This is a genomic window from Aeromonas sp. 9A (assembly GCF_963900955.1).
Taxonomy (GTDB): domain Bacteria; phylum Pseudomonadota; class Gammaproteobacteria; order Enterobacterales; family Aeromonadaceae; genus Aeromonas; species Aeromonas salmonicida.
In genome coordinates this window covers 3,479,715-3,503,854 of the sequence record NZ_CAWRFG010000001.1, presented here as the reverse complement: position 1 = coordinate 3,503,854, position 24,140 = coordinate 3,479,715, and the positions used below count along the sequence as shown (strand labels likewise).

The following is a 24,140-nucleotide window of genomic DNA, read 5'->3' as shown; positions in this document are numbered from 1 at the left end:
TTGGCGCAACACTCCCCATTCGGGGAATGCATAGACGATGGCGTTGGACTAATCGGACCAGCAGGAAAATAATGCCAGCTAGAGTTCAGGTGAGTGCATTTAAAAGGACTGAAAAGATGCAGCTGATGAAATATTCGCCCCTGGCGCTGGTTGTGGCCAGCCTGATGAGCTCTGGCGGCCTTGCGGCCAAGGAGTGGAGCACGGTGGCGGCGCGCGCCACGGCGGCCGACGGTTATGATGTGCGGGCGAACCAGTTTCGGGTGGCCAAGGTGCCCCTCGATTACTTTGCCGGCCTGCAGGCCGGGGGGCGCCAGCTGGCCCTGCCCCTGCCCGACGGAGGGGAAGTGACCTTCGCGCTGCAGGCCTATGACCTGCTGCCCGCCGATCTTGCCGCCAAGTACCCCGATATCCTGACCTTCAAGGGCCATAATCCGGCGGCGCCGGTGGAGACGGGCCGTTTCGATCTCGGTCCGCAAGGCTTCCACGCCATGTTCAGCCATCAGGGCAAGATGGTGTTCGTCGATCCGCTGCCCAATGCCGAAGGCTATGCCGTCTACTACCAGCAGGATGCCTACAGCCGGCTGGAAGAGGAGGCCGACAAGGTGATCGGCCGTGACGCCAACACCCTGGCCCGCAAGGTGCAGGTGGATGGCAACGAGCGCAAGCGCTATACCATCGCCATCTCGGCGACCGGCGAGTATACCCAGTTCCACGGTGGCTCCAAGGCGCTGACCATGGGGGCGATTGCCATCCTGCTCAATCGGGTGAACGAGGTATATCAGCGTGACGTGGGGGCCGAGTTCCAGCTGGCCAGCGGCAATGACGCCATCATCTTTACCGATCCTGCCAGTGACCCCTTCACCAATAGTGACAGTGATGCCAATCTCAACAGCGCCGTACAGGCCAATGCACAGAGCTTGCCCGATAGTGCTCTGGGTGAATTCGATATTGGCCATGTGCTTAATACCAAAGGTGGCGGCTTGGCAAGCCTGGGGGGTCTCTGTACCGTGCGTAAGTCGGACGGCATGACAGGTTCATCCACTCCGGTGGGAGATGCCTTCTTTATCGACTATGTGGCCCACGAAATCGGCCACCAGTTCGGTGCCGATCACACCTTCAACGGTACCACCAACAGTTGTGGCGGTGGCAACCGGGTAGCCAATCAGGCCTGGGAACCGGGCAGCGGCACTTCCATCATGGCCTATGCCGGTATCTGTGGGGATGAAAACATCCAGCGGCAAGGTGATCCCTATTTCCACAGCAAATCCATCGAGCAGATGCGTGCGCACATGGCCACTGTGCCGACCTGTGGCACCACACTGAGCCTCAGCAACAACGCGCCTCAGGCCGCAGCAGGTGCCAATTACGCCATTCCTGCCAATACCCCCTTCGTGCTCAGAGGGGCAGGGGCGGATCTGGACAAGGATCCCCTGACCTACACCTGGGAGCAGATCGATCTGGGCACAGAGTCCAGCAGCGACCTCGACATGATCGATGATGGTACCCGCCCGCTGTTCCGGTTCGTCTCGCCCACCAGCTCGCCAGAGCGGATCCTGCCCAGCTTGCCCTCCCTGCTGACCGGTACCCTGGCCAAGGGCGAGGCCTGGCCCACCACCAACCGGGAGCTCAACTTCCGTCTCACTGTGCGTGATGGCCAGGGCGGCGTCGCCAGCGATGACATGAAGGTGCAGGTGGTCAACACCGGCAGCGCCTTCCGCCTGACCAGCCCATTGGGCGTGACGGTGACGTCGGGGGCGAGCCAGGCCGTCAGCTGGGATGTGGCAGGCACCAATGCTGCGCCAATCAACTGCAGCAAGGTAAACCTGTTCGTGACTCAGAATGAGGGGGCAAACTGGTCGACCCTGGCCACCAGCCAGCCCAACAGTGGCTCGGCCACCGTGACTCTGCCGACCAACCTCACCAGCAGCGTCAGGCTGAAGGTGGCCTGTAGCGACAACATCTTCTTCGCCATCAGCCCGCTCAAGTTGCCGGTCGCGCAAAGTGGCGGCAGCTCGGGTGGTGGTGGCGGTGGTGCTCTTGGCTTCTGGGCACTGGCGCTGGCCCTGCTCGGCTGGCAACGGAGGCGGGCATGAGAGCCACCGGCTTGCTGCTGCTTGCTCTGCTTGGCGGGTGTCAGGCGGATGCCGAGACGCTGGAGCAGACGGTCAGCGCCAGCCTTGCCAGGCAGGATTACCGGCTGATAGTGCGGGCCGGGCGCGGCGAAGTGGCGCCCGGCATTGCGGCAAGTGAGCAAGAAGCCGCCAAGGCGCGTTGTGGCGTGCGCTACCTCGATGGACTGGGGGATGTCATCAGACCCGGTCAGGAAGAGGCTCAGGCCAGGCTGAGGGCCTATGTGGCCAAGTATAACCAGCGCATGCTGGCCCATTGTCCACCGGCTGCCAGCAAGCAATAAGCCCGCAGCCGGGTGTGGGCAGAAAAGGGGAGGCGCAAGCCTCCCTTTCTTTTTTGGTGCTGGGATTTGGCCGCCCCGAGGCTTGTACCCATGGCGTGCTCGTCGCACAATGCCAGCACGCATGGCCGCATCGGCGGCAAAAAGAGAGAAGGAAAATCAAGATGATGGATGTTGCTGATCTGCGCCGTGAATACTCCCGTGGCGGGCTGCACCGGGCCGATCTGCCGAGCGATCCGCTGGTGCTGTTCGAGAAGTGGCTGGCGCAGGCCTGCGAGGCCAAGTTGACCGATCCCACCGCCATGGTGGTGGCGACCGTGGATGCCGAGGGGCAGCCCTGGCAGCGCACCGTGCTGCTCAAGCACTACGACACCCAGGGCATGGTGTTCTACACCAACATGGGCAGCCGCAAGGCACACCAGCTGGAAGGCAACCCCCGCATCAGCCTGCTCTTCCCCTGGCACACCCTGGACCGCCAGGTGCACGTCACCGGCCGGGTGGAGAAGATGAGCACTTTCGAGGTGATGAAGTACTTCCACAGTCGCCCCAAGGATAGCCAGATAGCTGCCTGGGTTTCCAAGCAGTCGACCCGCATCTCGGCCCGCGGCGTGCTGGAGGCCAAGTTCCTCGAGCTCAAGCAGAAGTTTGCCAATGGCGAAGTGCCGCTGCCGAGCTTCTGGGGCGGCTATCGGGTGGTGATCGACACGGTAGAGTTCTGGCAGGGGGGCGAGCATCGCCTGCACGATCGCTTCTACTACACCCGCGAGGGCGATGGCTGGCACATAGAGCGGCTGGCACCCTGAGAGTCTGTTTTATTCCGTTCAATCTCCTGCGCTGACAAGGAGTCTGTATGCGTCTGTATGGCGACCTGAGATCCGGCAACTGTTACAAGGTGTGGCTGCTGGCCCGTTGGCTCGAGCTGCCTCTGACCTGGGTACCGGTGGATATCCAGGCAGGTGACACCCAAACCCCGGCCTTTCTGGCCATGAATCCCAACGGCAAGATCCCCGTGCTGGTCATCGATGAAGGGGATACGTTGGCGGAATCCAACGCCATCCTCTTCTATCTGGCGCAGGGCTCCACGCTCTGGCCGGCGGATCCCCGCCAGCAGGCCGAGGTGCTCAAGTGGCTGTTCTTCGAGCAGTACAGCCACGAGCCCTACATAGCCGTGGCACGCTTTATCGTTCACTATCTGGGCCGCCCCGAGTCCCAGGAGGCGCGACTCGACGGCCTCAAGGCCGGTGGCGAGCGGGCGCTGGCGGTGATGGAGCAGCAGCTCAAGCGCACCCCCTATCTGTGCGGCGAGGCACCGACCATCGCCGATATCGCCCTCTATGCCTACACCCATGTGGCGGAGGAGGGGATCTTCTCGCTGCAGGGCTGGCCCGCCATCCAGGCCTGGATCGCCCGCATTGAGGCCCATCCCCGCCACCTGAGCCTGCCTGCAGCCTGTCAGGCAAGCTGATGGAGTTGCTGATCGAGCGGGCGCTGTGGCAACCCCATTGGTCTCCTGTGCTGCAAGCCTGGCAGCAGCAGGGTCATTGCTGGAAACTGCTGCTGTGCAAAGAGAGCGCACCCCATCTGGGGCAGGGGGCTGACCTCTGGTCTGGGTGTCCCCCTGATGGCATCTTGTCCGCCAGCGCGCTGCTGGCGGCCTGGCTCGACGGCGATCTGAGCGCGGATCCCTATGTCGACCCCAGCCGTCAGATCCTGATCAGCGCGTCCCCCTCTCTGCTGACCCTGGCCAAGGAGAGCGGCCTGCTCACCTTGGGGCCGCTCGGGGCCGATCTGGTGCTGACCGCGGATGACGACATGGGCGCCGTGCTCAAGCGCCTGCTTGCCCGCCGCTTGACCGTGCCCCTGCTGCGTGAATCCGCTCTGGCGTCATCCTCTGGCAGCCCCCTGTTGTTGCGGCCATTGCTGGCCGACGACGAGGCCGAGGTGGTGCGCTACTGCAGCGATGAGGCGCTCTCCCGCTATACCCTCAATATTCCTCACCCTTACCCGCCGGAAGGCGCCCGTGACTGGCTCGCCAGCAGTGGGCGCAAGGGCGCGCTGGGGCTTGGCTGGAGCTGGGTCATGACGCTGCCGCAGGGGGCTGAAGTGGCCCCGCTGGTCGGGGTGATTTCGCTGCACTGGAACGGCGAGCTGGCCTGGTGGGTCGGCGTCCCCTGGCAGAACCGGGGGCTGGTTACCCGGGCTGCGCAGCTGGTCAAGTCATTTGCGTTCGACACCTTGCAACTGCCGGCGTTGACCGCCCGTCATATGCCGGGCAACCTCGCCTCCGGTCGGGTGATGGCCAAACTCGGCATGCACTATCGCGGGCTGCGCGCCCGCACTGCCCAGCAGCCGTGCGAGGTGAGCTATTGGCGACTGGACAGGGCCATCCCCCTGCCCGAGCCAGTGACGCAGCAACTGGCGCCCTGGCTGGCGAACGAGCGGGTGGCCGTGGCTATTTTGCATGGTGCCGATGCACAGGCCGGGTTGGGTCATGACGGCTCGTTGCAGCTCACCCTGTTTCTGGATGACAAGTGCATATCCACCTTGCCCGGTGCAGCACCCTATGATGGTGCTCTGCTCGACATTGTGTGCCATCCGCTCAGTCAGCTGGAGCAGGTCGAGCCCGAGCAGTTGCATCTGCTGGGTGGCTTGCTGCTAAAAGACAGGGACGAGCAGGGGCTTGCCTGCCTGCTGCAACTGACCAGTCTGCTGCGCCAGGGGCCCGTTCTGCTCACCCGCACGCAGCGGCAACAGCGGCTCGACTGGATTGACAAGATGGTGCGCCACACAGGGCTGCCCGCGGCAGGGGGGCGTGATGGGGCTTCGGTCGCGGGGCGTTATCATCAGCTCTGGCTGCTGGTAGAGCTGCCAGAGCTCATCGATGAGCTGGCCGGGCGCTGGCATCAGGGACCCGAGCTTGCTCTGGCAAGGTTGGAACAGGACGATGCCGAGCTGTTCGCGGCCTACGGTGAGGCCATCACTGCCATGACGCCGGTGGCCTTGCAAGGGGTACTGCGGCTGCTTGCGGCTCGCTTTCCTGAGTCCACTCTCCCATTTCTGGACAAAGGTGCTCAGGCCGACCGGTACTTTGTGGAATAATGCCCGCTCTGCTGTACGAGGAGTAACGCTGTATGCTGAGAACCGAGCGCCCCGGCGACATGCTGCCGGTTTATGAACTGGTGAGCGCCGCCTTTGGCCGTTCCGATGAGGCCGAACTGGTCAACCGCCTGCGCGAATGTGGCGCTGCCGTGGTGACCATGGTCGAAGAGGAAGAGTACGAGTTCATGGGGCACCTGATGCTGAGCCCGATCACCATTAACGGCATGGAAGGGCCCTGGCTCGGTCTGGCGCCTGTTGCCGTCCATCCGGACTGGCAGGGGCAGGGTATCGGCTCGGATCTGGTGCGTGAGGGACTAGATACGGCGCTGGAGATGGACTGGAAGGCGGTGGTGGTGCTCGGCGATCCGACCTACTACGGTCGCTTCGGTTTTCGTCCTGCCAGCGAGTTCGGTCTGCACTGCATCTATGAAGTTCCCGCCGACTGCTTTCTGGCGATGGAGCTGCAGGAAGGTGGCCTGGCTGGCATGGCCGGCGAAGTGCTCTACCACCCCCTGTTTGACGAACTCCCCGAAGACGAGTCCGAAGACGAGTCCGAAGAGGTTGGAGAGGCATAAGCCGCCGCTCATGAAAAAGGCGCCATCAAGGCGCCTTTTTCGTCTTTGTCAGCCAGCCTGACTAGCTGAAGAACCAGTAACCGCGGTTGACCAGACGGGTCAGCAGCTGCAGGAAGCCGGCCTGATCGGTAAGCTCCACCATGTCGGCCTGGGTGATGATGTCTTTGTCACACAACAGGGAGATGGCGGCGGCATCGTCGCTCGGCAGGGTCCAGGCTTCGCCGTCGATGTAGCAGGTACGGCTCTCGCCGCTGAACCAGACGGAGCGCAGGCCCGGCACCTTGATGGCAGGTTCGCCCTGGGTCAGCAGGTCGGCCACTTCCTCGGCGCTGTAGTCAGGCTCCATGGGGCTGACGTCCAGATCGTGCTTGGCCTCGGAGATCATGGTGCCAAACCACTCCTTGAACAGGGTCTCGTCGTCCAGAGCCTGCTGCATCAGTTCGCGCAGGCGGTGCAGCTCATGGGGCTGGATCTCGCCGTGACGGACGCGGGGCTTGAGATCCCCATCGCCGTAGCGTTCGGTACGCATTTCGTTGTCGATCAGGTGATCGGCAAAGGAGGAGATGAGTGCCTTGGCATCCGGCGCGCGGAAGCCTACCGAGAAATTCATGGAGGGCTCGATGGCGTAGCCTTCGTGCGGGAATCCGGGCGGAATGTAGAGGATGTCGCCCGGCTCCATGATGACGTCGATGATCGCCTCGAACGGTTCGCAATGCAGCAGCGCGGCGTGGGCGGCAAACTCGTTGAGAGGCTTGGCATCGCCCACTCGCCAGTGGCGCTTGCCCTGGCCCTGGGTGATGAAGACGTCGTAGTTGTCGATGTGGGGGCCGACACCACCATGAGGGGTGGAGAAGCTCACCATCACATCGTCAAAGCGCCAGCCCGGAATGAACTGGAACGGCAGTGCCAGCTCGTGTACCTCGGGGGCCCAGTGGTTGCAAGCCTGCACCAGCACAGTCCAGTTCTCTTCCCCCAGGTGATCGTAAGATTCGAAAGGGCCGTGAGCCGCTTCCCACTTGCCGTCGAAGCGGGTCACCAGACGGGATTCGATGACCTCTTCCATGGCCAGACCCGCCAGCTCGTCCGGGCTGATGGGATCCTGAAAGTCGGTGAAGCCGCCTTTTATAAGGAGCGGGCGTTTCTGCCAGTAGTGCTCGAGGAAGTGAGCGATATCCAGATTGAGTTCGTACATAGTGCTTCTCGTCAAAAGATCAGAAAGAGTCAGGAGAGGTCTTGCCCAAGATGGCTGCGGGCCTTGGGCAAGGCCTCTTGTATGGCAAAACGTATGGCCGTCAAAAATAACAGGGGCCCTGTTGCGCAATGTGCACAGGGCCCCTGATGTATCAGGTTATCGGCTTATTTCAGCAGATCCACCAGACGCTGGGCCTGACCGATATAGTTGGCCGGGGTCAGCTTCTTCAGCTCGACTTTCACGTGCTCGGGGAGCTCGAGGGTGTCGATAAAGGTACGCATGCCTTCGGCATCGACGCGGCGACCACGGGTCAGCTCTTTGAGCTTCTCGTAGGGCTTCTCGATGCCGTAGCGACGCATCACAGTCTGGATGGGCTCGGCCAGCACTTCCCAGTTGGCGTCCAGATCGGCGGCCATGGCACCGGCGTTGGCTTCCAGCTTGGAGATCCCCTTGAGGGTCGCCTGATAGGCAATCAGGGAGTAACCGACCGCCACACCCAGGTTGCGCAGCACGGTCGAATCGGTGAGGTCTCGCTGCCAGCGGGAGATGGGCAGCTTGGAGGCCAGGTGCTGGAACACGGCGTTGGCCAGACCTAGGTTGCCTTCGGAGTTCTCGAAGTCGATGGGGTTGACCTTGTGCGGCATGGTGGAGGAGCCGATTTCGCCCGCCACTGTGCGCTGCTTGAAGTGACCCAGGGAGATATAACCCCACACGTCCCGATCAAAGTCGATGAGGATAGTGTTGAAGCGAGCCATGGCGTCGAACAGCTCGGCGATGTAGTCGTGCGGCTCGATCTGGGTGGTGTAGGGGTTCCAGTTCAGGCCCAGCGAAGTGACAAACTCCTCGGAAAACTGGTGCCAGTCCACTTCCGGATAGGCGCTGACGTGGGCGTTGTAGTTGCCGACGGCACCGTTGATCTTGCCGAGGATCTCCACCGCCATGATCTGCTTGAACTGGCGCTCCAGGCGATAGGCGACGTTGGCCATCTCCTTGCCCATGGTGCTCGGGGTCGCCGGCTGGCCGTGGGTGCGCGACAGCAGCGGCATGTCACGATACTCATGGGCCAGACGCTTGAGCTCGCTGATCAGCTTCTCGCAGTAAGGCTTGATGACCTCGTCACGGGCGGTTTTCAGCATCAGACCGTGGGAGTTGTTGTTGATGTCTTCCGAGGTACAGGCGAAGTGGATGAACTCGCTGACGGCGGCCAGCTCGGGGTTCACTTCAACCTTTTCTTTAAGGAAGTACTCCACCGCTTTCACATCATGGTTGGTGGTGCGCTCTATCTGTTTGATGCGGGCGGCGTCACTCTCGTTGAAGTTGAGGACTATGCCGTCGAGCAGGGCGTTGGCGGCCGCGCTCAGGGCAGGAACTTCCGGGATCCCGGCGTGGCTGGCCAGTTTCTGCAACCAGCGCACCTCAACTTCGACGCGAAAACGCAGCAGGCCGAATTCGGAGAAGATAGGGCGCAGGGCATCGGCCTTGTCGCCATAACGACCGTCAATCGGGGAAACAGCAGTCAGCGCGGACAGCTCCATGGGGTGAACTCCTGATGATTGGTGTGGGGGATTCTCATCAACTCGCGCTCCTGTTACGAGACCGTTATCAAGGCTCATGTGCTGCTCGGCATCCTTATTTATCGACATAAACTCCGGTACCTGTGCTGCTCTTCACCTTGCTTCCGGCCTCTCACGACGGAGCTCGAGCCGATTCTTAGAAACGTTTGGCCAGTTCGACCATCTTCTTGCGAGCGAAGATGATCTGGGTACGGCTGCCGCCAAGCTGGCGCCACAGCACGCAGGCACGAATGCCTGCCAGCAGCAGGGCGCGCACCTTGTGCTGCACCAGGGGCTGCTGCAGGAACAGCGGGGTACCCGCTATCTGGATGCGCGGCCCAATGGGGCTGATGAGATCGCTGTAGATGCTCGCCATGTTGGCCAGGATCTGCTCGTCGAGCAGATCGAAATGCTGTTGCTGGCGGCCGATCTGGCTGATCCGCTCTCCCAGCATGTTGAGAATGTCCTTGCGCTTGGCCAGCTTGCGCTCCAGCGCAATCAGGCTCACCACGTAACGGGTCAGCTCGGCATTTTTCTGGCTGCCGTCGGATCCCAGTTGCTCGACCAGGGCGCGGTAGCCATCGCGAATGGCCAGATGGTTGCCAAACACCTCCAGCGGCTGCTTGGGATCGGTCACCAGCACGCTTTGCAGGCTCTCGCGCAGGGACGCTTCATCGCAAGTGCCATCACGGGCCACTTTTTGTACCAGATAGGCCGCCTGGCAGATGCCGGCAAAGGCCATGGTTCTGTCTTGAAATTTGTCGCTCATCGTTTCACAGCCCTGTTATGTTGGTTCACCGGCTGATGCCGCAGCAGGCCATGATCCGGCCTTGGAATTGGTCGCTCACGTTCGCTGCCTTCTTTGTTGGCCCAAACCGCATGGCTGACGCACTGTTTCAGCGTGCTTGCAAAGGCCATGGTTCAGCCCTGGTATTTGTCGATCATCGATGTCACCGCCGTCAGGATTTACACCGGATGGCTGAAACGCTGCTCGATGATGCCGCCGCCCAGGCACACTTCTCCGTCATAAAAGACGGCGGATTGACCCGGAGTTACGGCTGCCTGTTTCTCGTCGAAGATGACCCGTATGGTCTCGTCATCGATGGGCTGAATGAGGCAGGGGATATCCTGCTGGCGATAGCGTGTCTTGACGGTGCAGCGACGCGGTGCGCGGATCGGGGTGCGATCCACCCAGTGCAGCTGGCTGGCAATCAGGCCGTCTGAGTAGAGACGCGGGTGCTCGCCCTGCGCCACCACCAGGGTGTTGCGCTCCACCTCTTTGTCCACCACGTACCAGGCCTCTTCGGTGGCGTCTTTGCGACCACCGATGCCGAGTCCCTTGCGCTGACCCAGGGTGTGATACATCAAGCCCTGATGCTCGCCGATCACCTTGCCGTCCACGGTTTCGATGGGGCCGGGCTGGGCGGGCAGGAACTTGGCCAGGAAATCCTTGAATTTGCGCTCACCGATGAAGCAGATACCGGTGGAGTCTTTCTTCTTGGCGGTGATGAGATCCAGCTGCTCGGCGATGCGGCGCACCTCCGGCTTCTCCAGATCGCCCACCGGGAACAGGCTCTGACCCACTTGCTTTTCGCTCAGGGTGTAGAGGAAGTAGCTCTGATCCTTGTTGCTGTCGAGACCGCGCAGCAGGCGCGGGTGGCCTGTGCTGTCGTCACGGCGCACATAGTGGCCGGTGGCGATGTAGGTGGCACCCAGCTCTTCGGCGGCAAATTCGAGGAACGCCTTGAACTTGATCTCCTTGTTGCACAGGATATCCGGGTTCGGCGTGCGCCCTGCCTTGTACTCTTCCAGGAAGTGCTCGAACACATTGTCCCAGTACTCGGCAGCGAAGTTGATGGTATGCAGTTTCATACCCAGCTTGTCGCAGACGGCCTTGGCATCAGCCAAATCCTGGGAGGCAGAGCAGTACTCGTCCGTGTCGTCTTCTTCCCAGTTCTTCATGAACAAGCCTTCGACCTGATAACCCTGCTGCTGGAGCAGGTAGGCCGAGACGGAAGAATCCACGCCGCCGGACATGCCGACGATCACCTTGATTTGGCTGTTGTCTGTCATTAGTCGAAGTTACCAGTTCGTTTAAACGGGGCGTATTCTACCAGAGTTTTGCGCCCTCGGTCACATCTCCCTGTCCGCTTCCCCTTGAGGGGTAGCAAGGCAGGAAATCGTTTTTCTGTCAGCTGGCCCGCCAGCAATAAATCGGTGCCAAATGGCCTTAGATAAAGGCCTTGAGCGCCGACAGTGGCAAGCGGGTGCCCCCCAGATAATCCTGAATGCACTGCCACACCAGGGGACTGCGCAGGGCCGGTTTGCACTCGGCTATCTCCTCCAGAGTGAGCCAGTGGCAGGCCAGCACATCGCCGTCAGGATCCTCTGGATGGTGCTGACCCGGCGCCTTTTCAAGGTCGAAGATGACGGCAGTGCGCACAAAGGTGGCCTCGCTGTCGGCCGGTTTGTAGAGATAGACCCCGAGCCAGGCGCTGGGCGTGGCGGTCAGTCCTGTCTCTTCTTTGAGCTCGCGGCAGGCCGCTTCAATCAGGTTTTCACCCGGTTCCACATGGCCGGCAGGCTGATTGAAACGGCGCTGGCCCTTGATCTCTTCTTCTACCAGCAGGAAACGACCCTGCCAGTGCACCAGCGCCGCCACCGTCAATCTGGCCGGCATTCTCTCTTCCATCGGCGGGCGATCCATCATGATGACTCCTTGTCTGTGGTGTGACGGGCAGGACGGCGGGCCGTGCCGCGACCGCTGCTACGGGGCTTGCTCTCGGCAGGGGGACGAGAGCCTGCCTGGTCGATGGCTGGCTTGCCTGCGCTGCGCTGCGGGTTTTTCTGATTGGACTGGGCCGGTCTGCGTGGTCCGTCGCCCGCAGGTTTGGCGGCACTACTGCCGGTTTGAGGTTTGCGCTGACGAGCAGGCGATACAGACGCCAGTTCGGGGGCGGGCAGGCTGCGGCTCTGCCCGGGGGCCAGCCTATCGAGCGTCCAGTCGCCGATGGCGTAGCGAATCAGGCGCAGTGTGGGGTGGCCGATATGGGCCGTCATGCGCCGCACCTGACGGTTGCGCCCCTCTACTATCTTGATCTCGAGCCAGCGGGTGGGGATCTCCTTGCGCTCGCGGATCGGCGGATTGCGTGGCCACACATCGGGCTCATCCATGAGCCTTGCCTCGGCGGGCAGTGTCATGCCGTCGTTGAGTTCAACCCCGGCGCGCAGGGCGGCCAGTTCCTCTTCGCTCGGTATGCCTTCCACCTGCACCCAGTAAGTCTTGGGCGTCTTCTCCCCCGGCTGGGTGAGGCGAGCCTGCAACTTGCCGTCGTTGGTGAGCAGCAAGAGCCCCTCGCTGTCGCGGTCCAGCCTGCCGGCGGCATAGATGCCGGGCTCCTTGATGTAATCCTTGAGGGTCTCCCGTCCCGCCTCGTCGGTGAACTGGCACAGCACCATGTAGGGCTTGTTCAGCAGCAGCAACTTGCGATCGGCGGGGGCCACCTGCGGTTTCTGCCCGGCCTGTTCAGCGGCCTGTGCATGCCGGGTACCGGCCCGTGAGCGTGTCAGACCAGGCTGGTTGGCGTCATCTTGTGGGGTGCGGCCAGCGGCGGTCGTTCGGCCTTGGAGGGAGAGACGGGGGCGGGCAGATTTCATCGCATGCATACCAAAAACAGGGGATGCCGGAGTGTATCACAGGGGGCCGCCGCCATGGGGCATGGTCGGGCTTGTTCGCCTAACTCAACAGCCCTTCGATGACGATGGCCTGACGGGCGGGGGCCGAGCTTGCGTGCAAGAGCGCCGTGCTGACCACCTCGTCCATCATGGCGCGAGCCAGCCGGGTGAGGGGGCGCAATTGCTCGGGGGCGAGCCCGGCCGGGATCGCCAGCAGTATGATGGTCCGTACCGGCCCGAGCGCCGATCCCCACTCGATGGGCTCGGCGCAACTGAGCAGCGAGAGGGCGGGCTGGCGGATGGCGGGGCAGATCACGTGGGGTATGGCGAGGCCGGGCCGTATGATGGTGGCGGCGATCTGTTCGCGCTTGGCGATGGCCTGCTCAAGCGCTGTCCTGTCGCGAACCAGCTCGGCGGGCAAGAGATCGACCAGTACCCTCAGGGCCAGGGACTTGTCCAGCGATGCCGCCGCGTGCCCCAGCTGGGCGAGGGAAAAACAGTAGTCGGGCTGGGCGAGGCCAAGGCGCTGCTCGGCCGGGGTGGCGCTCCCCGGTCTGCCAAGGGGCTGGCCCAGTTCCACGCACCAGCAGGTGAAGGCCATGTGGGCCAGCTCCGCATCCAGCCCTTCGATAAGCAGCAGACAGAGATCGCCGGGCTGGGTGGCCAGGGTGAGCAGGGAAAGCTGGCTGGTCGCCTCCACACGTTGGCGGCGAGTGACATTGATAAGCTGGATATGGGATTTGAACAGCCCGGCCAGTCGGCTCAGCTGCTTGGCCTGGGTGATGGTCAGCCCCAGCCGGCAGAAGAAAGTGAGCTCGCGGGTGAGCATTCAGACGCCGACGGTGGCGGTTTTGAGTACGGCGCTGGCATTGAGCAGCACGGATTCCAGCGATACCTGGCGAACCGTGCAACCGAGGAAGCGATCCTTCTGCTCTATCTCGATGTCGGAGGCGATCAGCACCAGGTCGGCGCTGGCGATGTCCCGCGCGGTGAGAATGTTCTCCAGCCCCATGGCGCCCTGGGTTTCAACCTTGATCTTCAGCCCCAGCTTGTCGGCAGCTTTTTGCAGCGCCTCTGCGGCCATATAGGTGTGGGCTATGCCGGTGGGGCAGGCGGTGACGGCGAGGATCTTCATCGGTTCTCAAAGCAAATGGCGGTGGGGCAACAAGATAGCGCCAAGGGGCGGCTTTTGCCAAAGGCGTGGGGCAAAAATGGGATCTTGGCGGCGCACTGGTGCTGGCTTGCACAGGGATGGCGAGAATCTGGATTCATCTGCTGACGGCGGGTGTGGCAATAAAAAACCGGCCCCACCAGAAGATGGGGCCGGTTGTATTCAGTTAACGCGGGTTCAGGCTGACTGGGTCGCCAGCTCGGCGGCTTTCAGTTCACGCTTGATACGGCGGATCTTGCGCTCCTCGGCCACGGCCACGCAGGCCATCAACACAAGACAGGCGGCTGCGGCCATGTCCAGCGCCGCGAAGGTGCCGGCCCAGCCGGTCAGACCGAAGATGGGGGTGCCATCGGCGATCATGCCCAGACCCAGTTTGGCGAAGCTGTCACCGATGAGGTAGGCAAAGGTACCCTTGACGCCATCGGCCACGCTGATGCCCTGCTTGGGCACAAAGCCCACGGCGGCCACGCCGATCAACAGTTGCGGACCAAACACCAGGAAGCCCAGCAGGAACAGGGAGCCCAGGAACATGAACTGGGTGGTGGCATGCTGGTAGAGACCCAGAGTGGCGATAATCAGCGCCAGTGCCACGCAGGCCACCAGGCCTCGACGACCGTTCGCCAGATCCGAGAGGTAGCCCCACATCAGGGTGCCGACCAGGGCGCCTACTTCGAAGAAGGTGAAGCCCTGGATGGCGATCTCCTTGGAGAAGCCCAGCTCCTGGTGAGCGTACACGGTGGACCACTGGTCGATACCGATGCGCACCACGTAGAGGAAGATGTTGGCAAAGCAGAGCAGCCAGATCACCTTGTTCATCAGCACGTACTTCACGAAGATCTGACCCTTGGTCAGCTTCTGCTCTTCGGTGGCGATATCTTCTTCACTGGCCACTTCGTCAAACAGCTCTTCCACCTTGCCCAGACCATAGGCTTCCGGTGAATCGCTGCCAAAACGCAGGCCGATAAAGCCGACCACCAGCGCGATCATGGACGGGAAGATGAACATGCCGAGCACATTGCCATCGAACAGGTAGTTGGCACCGAACAGCGCCACACCGGCCGCACCGGCACCGCCCACGTTGTGGGAGAGGTTCCACATGCCGAGATAAGTGCCGCGCTTGTTGCGGGGGGTCCACTTGGTGATGGTGGAGTAGCTGCAGGAGCCACCACAGCTCTGGAAGAAGCCGCTCAGGGCATAGAAGAAGATCATGAAGTAGAGGCTGAAACCCGTGCCGCCCATGCTGGCACTGAAGCCCAGCATGCACAGGGCGGAGAGGATCAGCATCAGCGGCAGGAACTGCTTGGTGTTCTTGCCATCGGCATAGTAGGAGACGACCGTCTTGCCCACCCCGTAGGTGATGGAGAAGCCAAGGCCAATCATGCCAAGCTCGGTCATGGAGAGACCGTACTCCTGGATCATGTCGTTCTGCGCAATGTTGAAGTTCTTGCGGATCAGGTACATGGTCAGATAGCCAATAAATACAACCAGATAAGATTGCATAAACGGCTTGAACCAGAGCTTGCGCCGGGCTTCGACCGGCAGTTCCAGGGTCGGCACCCGGACCTGTTGGAGAAATTTCAACATCTTCGTTCATCCTCTGCGAGATAGACGGTATTTCCGCCGCGCCCCTCATTTTTTGGTTGGTGTCAGAGGTCACGCCACGGAAAGGACAACAGAAAGAGGTTGGACTGTGCCCCTCGCTCCCCTGTCGATTGAACCCATGCCCGAACCTGCGCCACTGCGGGGGTCGGGTCACTACATCAGGTAGCGTGACTTTAATGAGGCGCGGCGCAAATGGCGTGAGAGCCATCCCTAGTGGCATTAGGAAAATTTCCTAGTTTGACGGGATCCGGCCATGAAGCGTGAAGAGGATCACACAGTGACGGCCCACGGCGGGGCCATGCTACGAAAAGAGGGGGACTGCCCGGCAGTCAGACAGGGCTGGGGGCGTGAGGTTGTGCTATGGGGTGAGCAGGCCATCGTCAGCAGCATTGGCGGATATCTGACGCCATAAAAGAGGCCACCCGCAGGTGGCCTCTTGTCGTATCAGTGCGAGAAGGGGATCAGGCCGCCTTGGCGAGTTCCACCCCGTCGGTTTTCTTCACCCGCAGCTTTTTCAGGGCAACCGCCACCACGCCGGTGACGATGGCGCCACAGATCATGCAGAGCAGGGCCAGCAGCGGCTTGTTGACCGCACCCAGCAGGGCGACGATGGGGCCACCGTGGGCCACGCTGTTGGTGATGCCAAACAGGAAGGCCATTACCGCAGCTGTCATGCTGCCCAGCACGTTGGCGGGGATGACGGCGAGCGGGTCACGGGCGGCGAACGGGATCGCCCCTTCAGAGATCCCTACCAGACCCATGGCACCGGCGGCTTTGCCCGCTTCGATCTCGGAGGCATCGAAGATACCCAGCTTGCGACCGAGCACGGTCGCAAGCGACATGCCGAGCGGCGCCGCTGGTATGGCGCAGGCCATGGCACCCATAAACTGGGTCTGACCGGAGGCTATCATGCCCACCGAGAACAGGAAGGCCACCTTGTTGACCGGGCCGCCCATATCAAAACCGGCCATGCCCCCCAGCACTATGCCCAGCAGCACCAGACTGCCACCGCTCATGGAGAGCAGCATGGCGTTCAGGCCAGTCATCATGTCGGCAATGGGGGCACCTATGATGAAGATGAAGACCGCAGCGATAAAGAGCGACCCGACGATGGGGGCGATCAGGATCGGCACCAGCGGTTGCACCATCTTGTGGTACTGGCGGGTCGCAATCCAGCGCACCAGATAACCGACCAGGAGGCCCGCGATGATGGCACCGATAAAGCCGGTACCTGCGTCAGCGCCGTAGAAACTGCCGTTGTTGGCGATCCAGCCGCCGATAAAGCCCGGTGCCAGCGCCGGACGGTCACCGATGGCGTAGGCGATATAGCCCGCCAGTATGGGGATCATCAGGGTGAAGGCGGCCACGCCCACGTTGAGGATCTGGTTCCACATACTCCCTTCCGGGATCTGCATGCCGCTCGGGGTCGGGTTGCCGCCGATGGCCAGTGCCAGCGCAATCAACAGACCGCCGGTCACCACGAACGGGATCATGTGAGAGACACCGTTCATCAGGTAGCGATAGAGATCGGAACTGCCGCCCGCGCTCTTCTCTTCACCTTTTTTATCTTCTTTGCCAGCCACATAGGCGGGGGCTTTCAGGGCCTGCTCGATCAGACCCTTGCCATCCTTGATGGGGGCCTTGACGCCGGTTTTGATCAGTGGCTTGCCGTTGAAGCGGGCCATGTCCACCTGCTTGTCGCAGGCGACCACGATGGCGGCGGCGCGGGCGATCTCGTCCGCGGTCGGGCTGTTCTTGACGCCGATGGAGCCGTTGGTCTCCACCTTCACCTCATAACCGAGCTCCTTGGCGGCACGCTCCAGCGACTCTGCCGCCAGATAGGTGTGGGCAATGCCGGCCGGACAACCGGTGACACCTATGATGAAGCCCTTGCTGGTGGTCGGGGCAGCGGCTTGCTCCTCCTTGCGCTCCAGCAGCAGGGCCAGCGCGGCAGCTGGGGTCTTGGCAGCCAGCAACTTGGCAATGAAACCCTCTTCAATCAGCTTGGCGGAGAGCTCGGCCAGCACCTCGATATGGTGGTTGGCGCCACCGGCCGGGGAGGCAATCATGAAGAACAGCCGGGACGGCTTGCCATCCTCGGCGCCATACTCGATGCCGTTGCGGCTGATGCCGATGGCCACCGCCGGTGTGCTCACAGCCGCACTCTTGGCGTGGGGCAGGGCAACGCCTTCTTCAAAGCCGGTGTTGTCCAGCTCTTCCCGGGCCCACAAGTCCTTGATGAACTGCTGCTCATCGCTGACCTTGCCCTGCGCGACCAGCAAGCGGGCCATCTCGCTGAAGACCTCCTCCTTGCTCGTCGCGTTCAAATCGAGATTGATCAGATGTTCGTTGATCAGTGTGGTGATCATGGCGCTCTCCCGCTCCCGTGAGGGAGCCTGTTGGCATGTCGTGCAACACGGCATGCGGACAAAATTGACCTCACTATTATCGCGCCGGGGAGCAAGCCACCCTATCGGACAAATGTGCGAATGACTGGATTTTTGTGCGCTATCGTCCCGAGTGTGACCCCGATCTCACAGCAGACCTGCTGACAAAATAGATCTGAATGGAATCGAAATATGGTTTTATACCGTTAAAAATCAAATAATTATGATTTTACGTGCCAACGCACATCAGCCATGGCACGGGCCACCTCTTGGACGAGAGCCGCCGCCAGCCTGTAAATTTGTGAGGTGAAAACGAGCTGCAGGGTGTGAACCAACGCACACAAATGGCAGTGATTGGGTAAGAAATGAGAGGGGATCAAGAGAAGGAAAATACTGGAGAAATGGGTTTGGCACCTGGTCTGGATGCCGCTGGGCTGTGCCTTTTGCGGCTGAGTGTTGCCCCCTGAGGGAGCCAGCCAGGCGTAAATCAACGGCAATAGTTTATTGCATATGCCACAAACAAGGCGTATACATGGCATATGCTACTTACTTGGCCACCAGTTAAAGCACCGCATTAGCGGATGTGCTGTGAGTAAAACAGCCAGCAAGCGTTCATTCGGCACTTTCGATGGGTGGTAGCAAGGGGTAGAAAGCAGGGTCATGTCAATCTGGATCCTCCGGTGTTGTTATCGGATGGGGAATCGGACTCACAAGTGGTGATAAATGGCATGGTCTGACAATTAACCGTAATAGCAGGAGACCTTATGACCACCATCACCGCCATTCCCATGAAGGATGACCATATCGCAGGGCATTTTGCCAAGGCAGAACGCTTCGTTTTCATTGATGAGCAAGGCACCACACTAAAGGAGATTTCCAATCCGATAGCACCCAATGAGTGCAAGGGCATGTTGGCTGATCTATTCCAGACACATGGCGCAAACCGTGTGGTATTGAAAAATATTGGCAAGAAGATGCTCAAGAAGCTGTTGGATAACGGCTTGTCCGTCTATCAGGCAGTGCAGGGACGCCTTGCCATAGCAGAGATGCTGAAAAATGATTCCACCAGCCTGATCCAGCTTGTCTCTGCAGATCAGGGTCAGGAATCTACCTGTTCCCATGGCCAGCGCCATCAGAGAGAGGGCGCCAATAGCTGTGGCGAGCATGAACATGGCCACTCAGGAAAAAAAGGGTGTGGCAAAGTCGGTTCAGCCCAACGACACCAGTGTCAGGGCGCTGCTCAACCCCATGCACATAAAAGATGTTGTGAAGAATAAACGCGATAAATAAGTAAAGTTGGAGGGTATATGTCTAATGAAAGCCTGAACATGGAGGGGGCGACATTACCCTCTATCAGCAGGATTGCCTATATGCCGGTGACGCTCTTTTCGATCATCATGGGGCTGACGGGGGCCGCCATTGCGTGTAGAAAAGCCTTTCCTGATTCGGTGATGATGCACTCTGCGGGTTTCTTTTTGGGCGTCATGTCTTCAGTCTTGCTGACTGTGTTTGTGGCAATGTATGTCTTCAAAATGCTCAAATACAGGGATGAGTTTCTGCATGAATCGAGGCATATGGTCAGGATTAATTTCTTTCCGACCATCTCGATCAGCCTGTTATTGCAGTCAGCATATTGGTCTGGGTGGCATGATATCTCGCTATATCTCTGGTCTGCCGGCGCCATGCTGCAGCTGATGTTTACCTTGTTCATCATGAGCAGCTGGATCCATAGAGAGCATTTTAATATTGCCCATACCAACCCTGCGTGGTTTATTCCTGTCGTGGGGAATATTGTCGTGCCACTTGCAGGGGTAGGGCTGGGTTTTCATGAAACCAGTCTGTTCTTTTTCAGTATCGGATTGATATTCTGGTTCTGTTTGTTGACCATAGTATTATACCGGTTGTTCTTTCATGAAAATCTGCCTGACAAGCTGATGCCCACCATGTTTATATTGCTGGCACCCCCCTCGATAGGATTTATTGCTTACACTGATATCATAGGCTCGACAGACATTTTTTCACACATCATCTATTATTTTGCACTGTTTGTATTTATTTTGTTGATGTACAACACACTCACCTTTCTGAAGCTGAAATTTTATCTCTCTTCATGGGCTTATTCGTTCCCGCTGGCCGCATTTTCAGCTGCGTCGGCCAAGTTTGCCGATAGCACAGGCAGCGTCATTCCGTACTTTCTGGCCAAAATAGTGGTCTGTGCCCTGATCGGATTGATAGTGTGGTTAATCAGCATGACGGTGCTCTCGTTCTACAAAGGTGAATTATTCATCCCGGAGAAATAGCTATCCATGAAACATTACAAAGAGATCAACAAGGAGCAGCATCAGCTTGGGTCTGCCTATAGAAAGAGCAGCCCGGATACCATGAATGCGTTTATTGCCCTGCACAAATCGGTGATGAAAGACGATAAGGTGTTGGCGCTGAAATACAGAGAGATGATCGCCCTGGGGATCGGCATTGCATCAAGATGCGACGGCTGCATTGCATCAAGATGCGACGGCTGCATTGCAGCCCATGTTGCTGGCGCCTTGCAGGCCGGGGCCTCCAGAGAGGAACTGGTCGCAACCATAGACGTGGCCGTACTCATGGGGGGCTGGCCATCCATCATCTATGGCACCCAGGCCCATGCCGCCATTGAAGAGCTGTTGTCGTAATGGACCGTTATCAGCAGGCCATGAGATCACATGCCAACTGCATGGTATGTGGCATCGACAACCAGAGCGCTCTGGGCATCGGCTTTCACCAAACGGGAGAGCACTCGACAGAGGGTGTCTTCTTGACTGATGAAAGATACCAGGGTTATACCGGCATACTCCATGGTGGCATGACCAGCACACTGCTTGATGCTGTCATGACGCACTGCCTGTTGCAGCAAGGCATCAAGGGCTTGACTGCCGAATTGACCATTCGTTTTGTTGTACCGATTAATATCGGAAGCAAAATATATCTTTCGGCACAAATAGTAGACCAAGGTCACGGTATTCACCGGTTGAATGCCGTAGCGTCGGTCGACGGGGTAATTGTTGCAAAAGCGTCAGCAAAATTCATTGAGAAAAAAGCCGTACAGATCTAGTTATCACCTGACACCGGCCTCAAACCGGTGTCTTATTTACGCTACTTTAAGTGCGCACTTCCTTCGGTATCAATTTCTGTAGTGGTCATACGGTGACTCCAGATAACACGGTAGGGGTACCGTTTTGTTATCCGGTTTGAAGCCGTATGATCACTCCCTTTTGTGGGCAACTGTCAGGTGAATACCATCTCCATTCACCATGGCAGCGCGCTAAACGTGTTGACAGGCGGTGAGGTTATCAAGCTTCATCAGTTCACGGGCACAGCCTATGCCCGATCCCCCATGCCCTCCGATCAATCACAGAGGGTGGCTCGCCCCTCTTTCCGGGTTACTCCTTACTTGAATGTGAGACTCCAGCGTTTGAGCTCCCCTGTATCTTGGGCCAACTGGTCGGCTACGTGCAGCTGCCACTGTCCCGGAGAGGTAATCCCATTGCCGTCGACATAGAAGCTCTGTCTGATATGTGCCCCATTATCGGTATTGTCGGCATTTTTGAGGTTAAAGGTGGTGCCATCGGGGGCGATGAGTTTTATCGCGAGATCGCCGCGATACTTGTGTTCAATATCTACTTTTACCTCGATCTGACCTGCTGCTGCGCTCCTGTTTACCGCAAGGGTGCTGGTGATGCCGGTCATGTTGTTATCGGGGATCTTGAAGATTTCAGTACTCTCAAAGGTATTTGACGTTTGCTCATAGCTGGCGGTGAGCTGTGCCCCCGAGTAACTGCTATAGGCGCGTATCATCGCATAATATCGGGTGGCCTGAGGCGTATCTATGCTGACGGTTTCATTGTTACCGGATAGATAGGGACGATAGTCGTAGAGTGATGTAGTTGGGGCTGCACCTGCACGGACATAGAGGTCCGCATCACCCGTGCCACCTGAGAGTGCGAATTTCAGCTTACTGGCACCGGCGGGGATATCGATCATAAAGAAATGCTCATTGCCTTGGTTACCGGCAAGGCTGGTAACAGTCTGACCGTTTTTTAGCAGTGTATTGTCCCCCGAGCCACCTTCCTCTTCGGTATAGATGAAGACCTGCAGTTGCATATCCTCCACACTGTAGCTGGAGTTGTTGAAGACGCCGATATAGAGCTGCCCGGGGGTTGGATTATTGATACCTATCGCCTGGTTAAAAGAGGTGTGTGTGGTACCGGAGCGAGCATCATAATCCGTCCATGTCGGTGTGGTGCCGAATTTGCCATAGAGCGTCACGCCACCATCTTTGGACGCTGGTCCCTCGTTAGTTATGACCACGACGCGCTTGGCATTGCTTGGAATAGTCACGGGAGCGTAATACCACTGCCCGTTTCCTATATTGACACCTCGTATATCGGCAAGCAGTTGTTTTTTCTCACCATCGAAAGGAACGACGGCGGGCCGATAGCTGGAGCGTGTGGCCGCATTTTCACGCCAAACCCGAGCCATATTGGCTGTGTTGGGATTACCGATAGGCAGTCCAAAGAAATCGGTTACCTCGGGATTGGAGTAGTAGTTGATGTCGTTGCCGCACATGTGGGTGCGTGATTTGCCATTGTCATAACCGAAGTTATAACCACTACCGTCAAAGCAATGGCTGCCTCCGATGTTGTGCCCCAATTCATGACGGAAGGCGTTTACGCTTCTGACTTCGTTGATATTATAGTTGCCTGACACATATCCCCAACCGCCGGCCTGATTTGGATAGGTGTTGGTGTCGTCCCAGAGCATGATCCCGGCCACAATGTCCGGAGAATATTGTGCAATAGCATTGGCAAACCAATCATCTAGTTTGGATAACTGATGGGAACTCATCCCCTCGTGCATGGGGGTGGTTCCTGTGCCAACCAGGCGTACTTTGATCCCCTCGATCTTTGAATTGCGAAGGGCGTTATTGACAGTGGCGATCTGCATGAGGGCATAGGCATCTTTATCCTGCACATAGGCCATGGCTTTTTCAGAGAAACCCATTAAGACATCGATCACTATATTGCCCTCAGGATCTCTGTCACCACTGACAGAGTTTTCCATGGACATGATGTTGGCCAATGCCTCGGGAACTCCAGGAGCCTGAATGATTTCATCATCCATTTCGAACTGATGACGCTTAATGAGGTACTGCTCCCCTGAGGTTTCATCACTCATGATCAACCACTTACCCTGCAGCGCCTCAATGGAGGCCATTATACCACCTTGATCGGTCTCGACCAGAACCACTTCGGCGTAGGGGACAGGAACCCCCTTTTGCAGCAAGGCGCCTGACAGCACGGTGCGCCCAAGTTCTGACTTGGTTTCGGTGATATTAAGGGTAACTTCACCGATGCCGTCCAGATACAAAGGGGGCATGGGGGCTATCAGGGGGCTGGCCGCAGAAGACTGGGCAAAAGGAGAGGAGATAAATTGTCCGGTCTGTACTTCGCCAAAGGACTCCAGCTTGTTGGGATCCAGTGCAAAGGCCGGGGTGGAGAGGGCAGTTAATATTGCGCTAAGGAGTATTGTCTTTTTCATTCTATCCATCCTTGGTGTGAGAATTTATTTCGAAACTCCAATGAACAATGTAATTGATATGTTTATAGATTGCGCAAAATGTTAATGAAATTCTTCTGGTACCGCTCGCGTATGAAGCTCCTCTCTAGCGCAACATTCACACATTGGCTGACTTATCACTCGCTGTTGGGGCTGTTGTTGCCCTGGGGATGCTTAACCACGGCGCTAATCTTGCCATCCGGCTTGCTTATCGGGCAGGGCCATCTCCTTGCGTGCCGAGGTCGTGATGACTGCATTGCCGCAGGTTCGAGTAGCGAAGTGTAATCGGACGAGCGCGAGGGCTCTAACTCCAATTTTATGCAGGTACGCTACCGCCCCTGAATTACAGCTTCCAGTCTGTTGTGATTAACCGGTGATATGACGGGGGGAATGGTTGCATGATGCGACTCATCCGAAAGGTTGCCAAGTGAGACGTAGTAACTGATGGCGGAGGTGGCAAAACGGCACGTGGCGAGAAACTGGCCGGGAAGCAACAAGGGAAGCAACAAAAAGGTGAGCGAGCGTGGCTTATTTGTTCTGCAACAAACTGGCTATCGCCCCTTGCTGGTTAAGGCATGTGCTCAATACTCCAGAAACGTCTCCCCGCAGCGCTCGCAGATCAGATGTTTTACATGGGTGGTCTGATAGGCGAGGGTCTGGCCGAATACCGCGTTGGTCAGGAGGCTGGTGCGAAAGGCTTGCCAGAAAGTTTTGCGCGGCTCCTTGGGTATGATGTCCTGGCTATGGTCGCGGGCGACCAGTACCACAAGATGGTTGGTTTTGATGCCGCATTTAGCGCAAACATGCAGTTCAGTCTGGGCGGTCACTTGTGGCATTCACTCTCGTATGGGGTGCCAATAGCATACGCTTGTCATGCACAT

23 protein-coding genes are annotated in these 24,140 nt (G+C 58.9%); 11 read left to right on the top strand and 12 right to left on the bottom strand.

Annotated elements, in window-relative coordinates:
- Positions 1-116 precede the first annotated feature (116 nt).
- The 6 genes from AACX78_RS16190 to AACX78_RS16165 all read left to right on the top strand — a co-directional run bounded on the left by AACX78_RS16190 (position 117) and on the right by AACX78_RS16165 (position 6,084).
- A complete protein-coding gene (locus AACX78_RS16190; RefSeq protein ID WP_201302881.1) occupies positions 117-2,093 on the top strand; it encodes a reprolysin-like metallopeptidase in 1,977 nt (658 codons plus the stop codon).
- Positions 2,090-2,413, top strand: coding sequence for a hypothetical protein (locus AACX78_RS16185; RefSeq protein WP_159166819.1), 324 nt, complete (start codon positions 2,090-2,092; stop codon positions 2,411-2,413). The genes AACX78_RS16190 and AACX78_RS16185 overlap by 4 nt, the downstream gene beginning before the upstream one ends.
- Positions 2,414-2,574: 161 nt before the next feature.
- Positions 2,575-3,213 carry a pyridoxamine 5'-phosphate oxidase gene (gene pdxH, locus AACX78_RS16180; protein WP_159166818.1) on the top strand — a complete coding sequence of 213 codons (639 nt, stop codon included), beginning with the start codon at positions 2,575-2,577 and terminating at the stop codon, positions 3,211-3,213.
- A 47-nt stretch (positions 3,214-3,260) separates the two neighbouring features.
- Positions 3,261-3,875: a glutathione S-transferase family protein gene (locus AACX78_RS16175; protein WP_159166817.1), complete on the top strand. Its 615-nt coding sequence runs from the start codon at positions 3,261-3,263 to the stop codon at positions 3,873-3,875.
- A complete protein-coding gene (locus tag AACX78_RS16170; protein WP_159166816.1) occupies positions 3,875-5,509 on the top strand; it encodes a GNAT family N-acetyltransferase in 1,635 nt (544 codons plus the stop codon). Before AACX78_RS16175 ends, AACX78_RS16170 begins: the two co-directional genes overlap by 1 nt.
- Positions 5,510-5,541: 32 nt before the next feature.
- Positions 5,542-6,084, top strand: coding sequence for a GNAT family N-acetyltransferase (locus AACX78_RS16165; protein ID WP_159166815.1), 543 nt, complete (start codon positions 5,542-5,544; stop codon positions 6,082-6,084).
- A gap of 61 nt (positions 6,085-6,145) precedes the next feature.
- Here the strand turns inward: AACX78_RS16165 and AACX78_RS16160 are convergent, their stop codons facing one another.
- The 9 genes from AACX78_RS16160 to uhpT all read right to left on the bottom strand — a co-directional run bounded on the left by AACX78_RS16160 (position 6,146) and on the right by uhpT (position 15,259).
- On the bottom strand, positions 6,146-7,276 hold the full coding sequence (locus AACX78_RS16160; protein WP_125607523.1) for a ribosomal protein uL16 3-hydroxylase: 1,131 nt from the start codon (positions 7,274-7,276) through the stop codon (positions 6,146-6,148).
- 164 nt (positions 7,277-7,440) lie between these two features.
- Positions 7,441-8,811 (bottom strand): adenylosuccinate lyase, encoded by a 1,371-nt coding sequence (gene purB / locus AACX78_RS16155; protein WP_159166814.1) that lies wholly within the window; start codon positions 8,809-8,811, stop codon positions 7,441-7,443.
- 175 nt (positions 8,812-8,986) lie between these two features.
- A complete protein-coding gene (gene hflD, locus AACX78_RS16150; protein WP_017412872.1) occupies positions 8,987-9,598 on the bottom strand; it encodes a high frequency lysogenization protein HflD in 612 nt (203 codons plus the stop codon).
- Between the two features lie 197 nt (positions 9,599-9,795).
- Positions 9,796-10,902 (bottom strand): tRNA 2-thiouridine(34) synthase MnmA, encoded by a 1,107-nt coding sequence (mnmA, locus tag AACX78_RS16145; protein ID WP_005319178.1) that lies wholly within the window; start codon positions 10,900-10,902, stop codon positions 9,796-9,798.
- A gap of 157 nt (positions 10,903-11,059) precedes the next feature.
- Positions 11,060-11,539, bottom strand: coding sequence for an NUDIX hydrolase (locus AACX78_RS16140; RefSeq protein ID WP_034524276.1), 480 nt, complete (start codon positions 11,537-11,539; stop codon positions 11,060-11,062).
- Positions 11,536-12,486, bottom strand: coding sequence for a pseudouridine synthase (locus tag AACX78_RS16135; protein WP_407704492.1), 951 nt, complete (start codon positions 12,484-12,486; stop codon positions 11,536-11,538). The genes AACX78_RS16140 and AACX78_RS16135 overlap by 4 nt, the downstream gene beginning before the upstream one ends.
- A 79-nt stretch (positions 12,487-12,565) precedes the next feature.
- On the bottom strand, positions 12,566-13,333 hold the full coding sequence (locus tag AACX78_RS16130; protein WP_159166812.1) for a PTS sugar transporter subunit IIA: 768 nt from the start codon (positions 13,331-13,333) through the stop codon (positions 12,566-12,568).
- Positions 13,334-13,639: a PTS fructose transporter subunit IIB gene (locus AACX78_RS16125; RefSeq protein ID WP_005319168.1), complete on the bottom strand. Its 306-nt coding sequence runs from the start codon at positions 13,637-13,639 to the stop codon at positions 13,334-13,336.
- A 213-nt stretch (positions 13,640-13,852) separates the two neighbouring features.
- The gene (gene uhpT / locus AACX78_RS16120) at positions 13,853-15,259 is read right to left on the bottom strand and encodes a hexose-6-phosphate:phosphate antiporter (RefSeq protein ID WP_058394254.1); all 1,407 of its coding nucleotides are present in this window, start codon (positions 15,257-15,259) and stop codon (positions 13,853-13,855) included.
- Positions 15,260-15,530: 271 nt separating this feature from the next.
- Here uhpT and AACX78_RS16115 point away from each other — a divergent pair, with 271 nt between their 5' ends.
- Positions 15,531-15,689: a hypothetical protein gene (locus AACX78_RS16115; protein ID WP_159166811.1), complete on the top strand. Its 159-nt coding sequence runs from the start codon at positions 15,531-15,533 to the stop codon at positions 15,687-15,689.
- Between the two features lie 49 nt (positions 15,690-15,738).
- Here the strand turns inward: AACX78_RS16115 and AACX78_RS16110 are convergent, their stop codons facing one another.
- Positions 15,739-17,646 (bottom strand): fructose-specific PTS transporter subunit EIIC, encoded by a 1,908-nt coding sequence (locus AACX78_RS16110; RefSeq protein ID WP_159166810.1) that lies wholly within the window; start codon positions 17,644-17,646, stop codon positions 15,739-15,741.
- Positions 17,647-18,428: 782 nt separating this feature from the next.
- Here AACX78_RS16110 and AACX78_RS16105 point away from each other — a divergent pair.
- Genes AACX78_RS16105 through AACX78_RS16090 form a run of 4 tightly spaced genes read left to right on the top strand, consistent with a single transcriptional unit; the run spans position 18,429 to position 20,755 of the window.
- Complete coding sequence (locus AACX78_RS16105) at positions 18,429-18,941, top strand: NifB/NifX family molybdenum-iron cluster-binding protein (protein ID WP_159166809.1); 513 nt, start codon at positions 18,429-18,431, stop codon at positions 18,939-18,941.
- A 30-nt stretch (positions 18,942-18,971) separates the two neighbouring features.
- Positions 18,972-19,964: an SLAC1 anion channel family protein gene (locus AACX78_RS16100; protein WP_159166808.1), complete on the top strand. Its 993-nt coding sequence runs from the start codon at positions 18,972-18,974 to the stop codon at positions 19,962-19,964.
- Positions 19,965-19,970: 6 nt separating this feature from the next.
- On the top strand, positions 19,971-20,336 hold the full coding sequence (locus AACX78_RS16095) for a carboxymuconolactone decarboxylase family protein (protein ID WP_159166807.1): 366 nt from the start codon (positions 19,971-19,973) through the stop codon (positions 20,334-20,336).
- On the top strand, positions 20,336-20,755 hold the full coding sequence (locus AACX78_RS16090; RefSeq protein WP_236556347.1) for a PaaI family thioesterase: 420 nt from the start codon (positions 20,336-20,338) through the stop codon (positions 20,753-20,755). The genes AACX78_RS16095 and AACX78_RS16090 overlap by 1 nt, the downstream gene beginning before the upstream one ends.
- A gap of 335 nt (positions 20,756-21,090) precedes the next feature.
- Here AACX78_RS16090 and AACX78_RS16085 read toward each other — a convergent pair whose 3' ends face one another.
- Both AACX78_RS16085 and AACX78_RS16080 read right to left on the bottom strand, forming a co-directional pair.
- Positions 21,091-23,241, bottom strand: a complete 2,151-nt coding sequence (locus tag AACX78_RS16085; protein WP_159166806.1) for a pre-peptidase C-terminal domain-containing protein — start codon at positions 23,239-23,241, stop codon at positions 21,091-21,093.
- Positions 23,242-23,840: 599 nt separating this feature from the next.
- Positions 23,841-24,095: a hypothetical protein gene (locus tag AACX78_RS16080; RefSeq protein WP_159166805.1), complete on the bottom strand. Its 255-nt coding sequence runs from the start codon at positions 24,093-24,095 to the stop codon at positions 23,841-23,843.
- Positions 24,096-24,140: the final 45 nt, after the last annotated feature.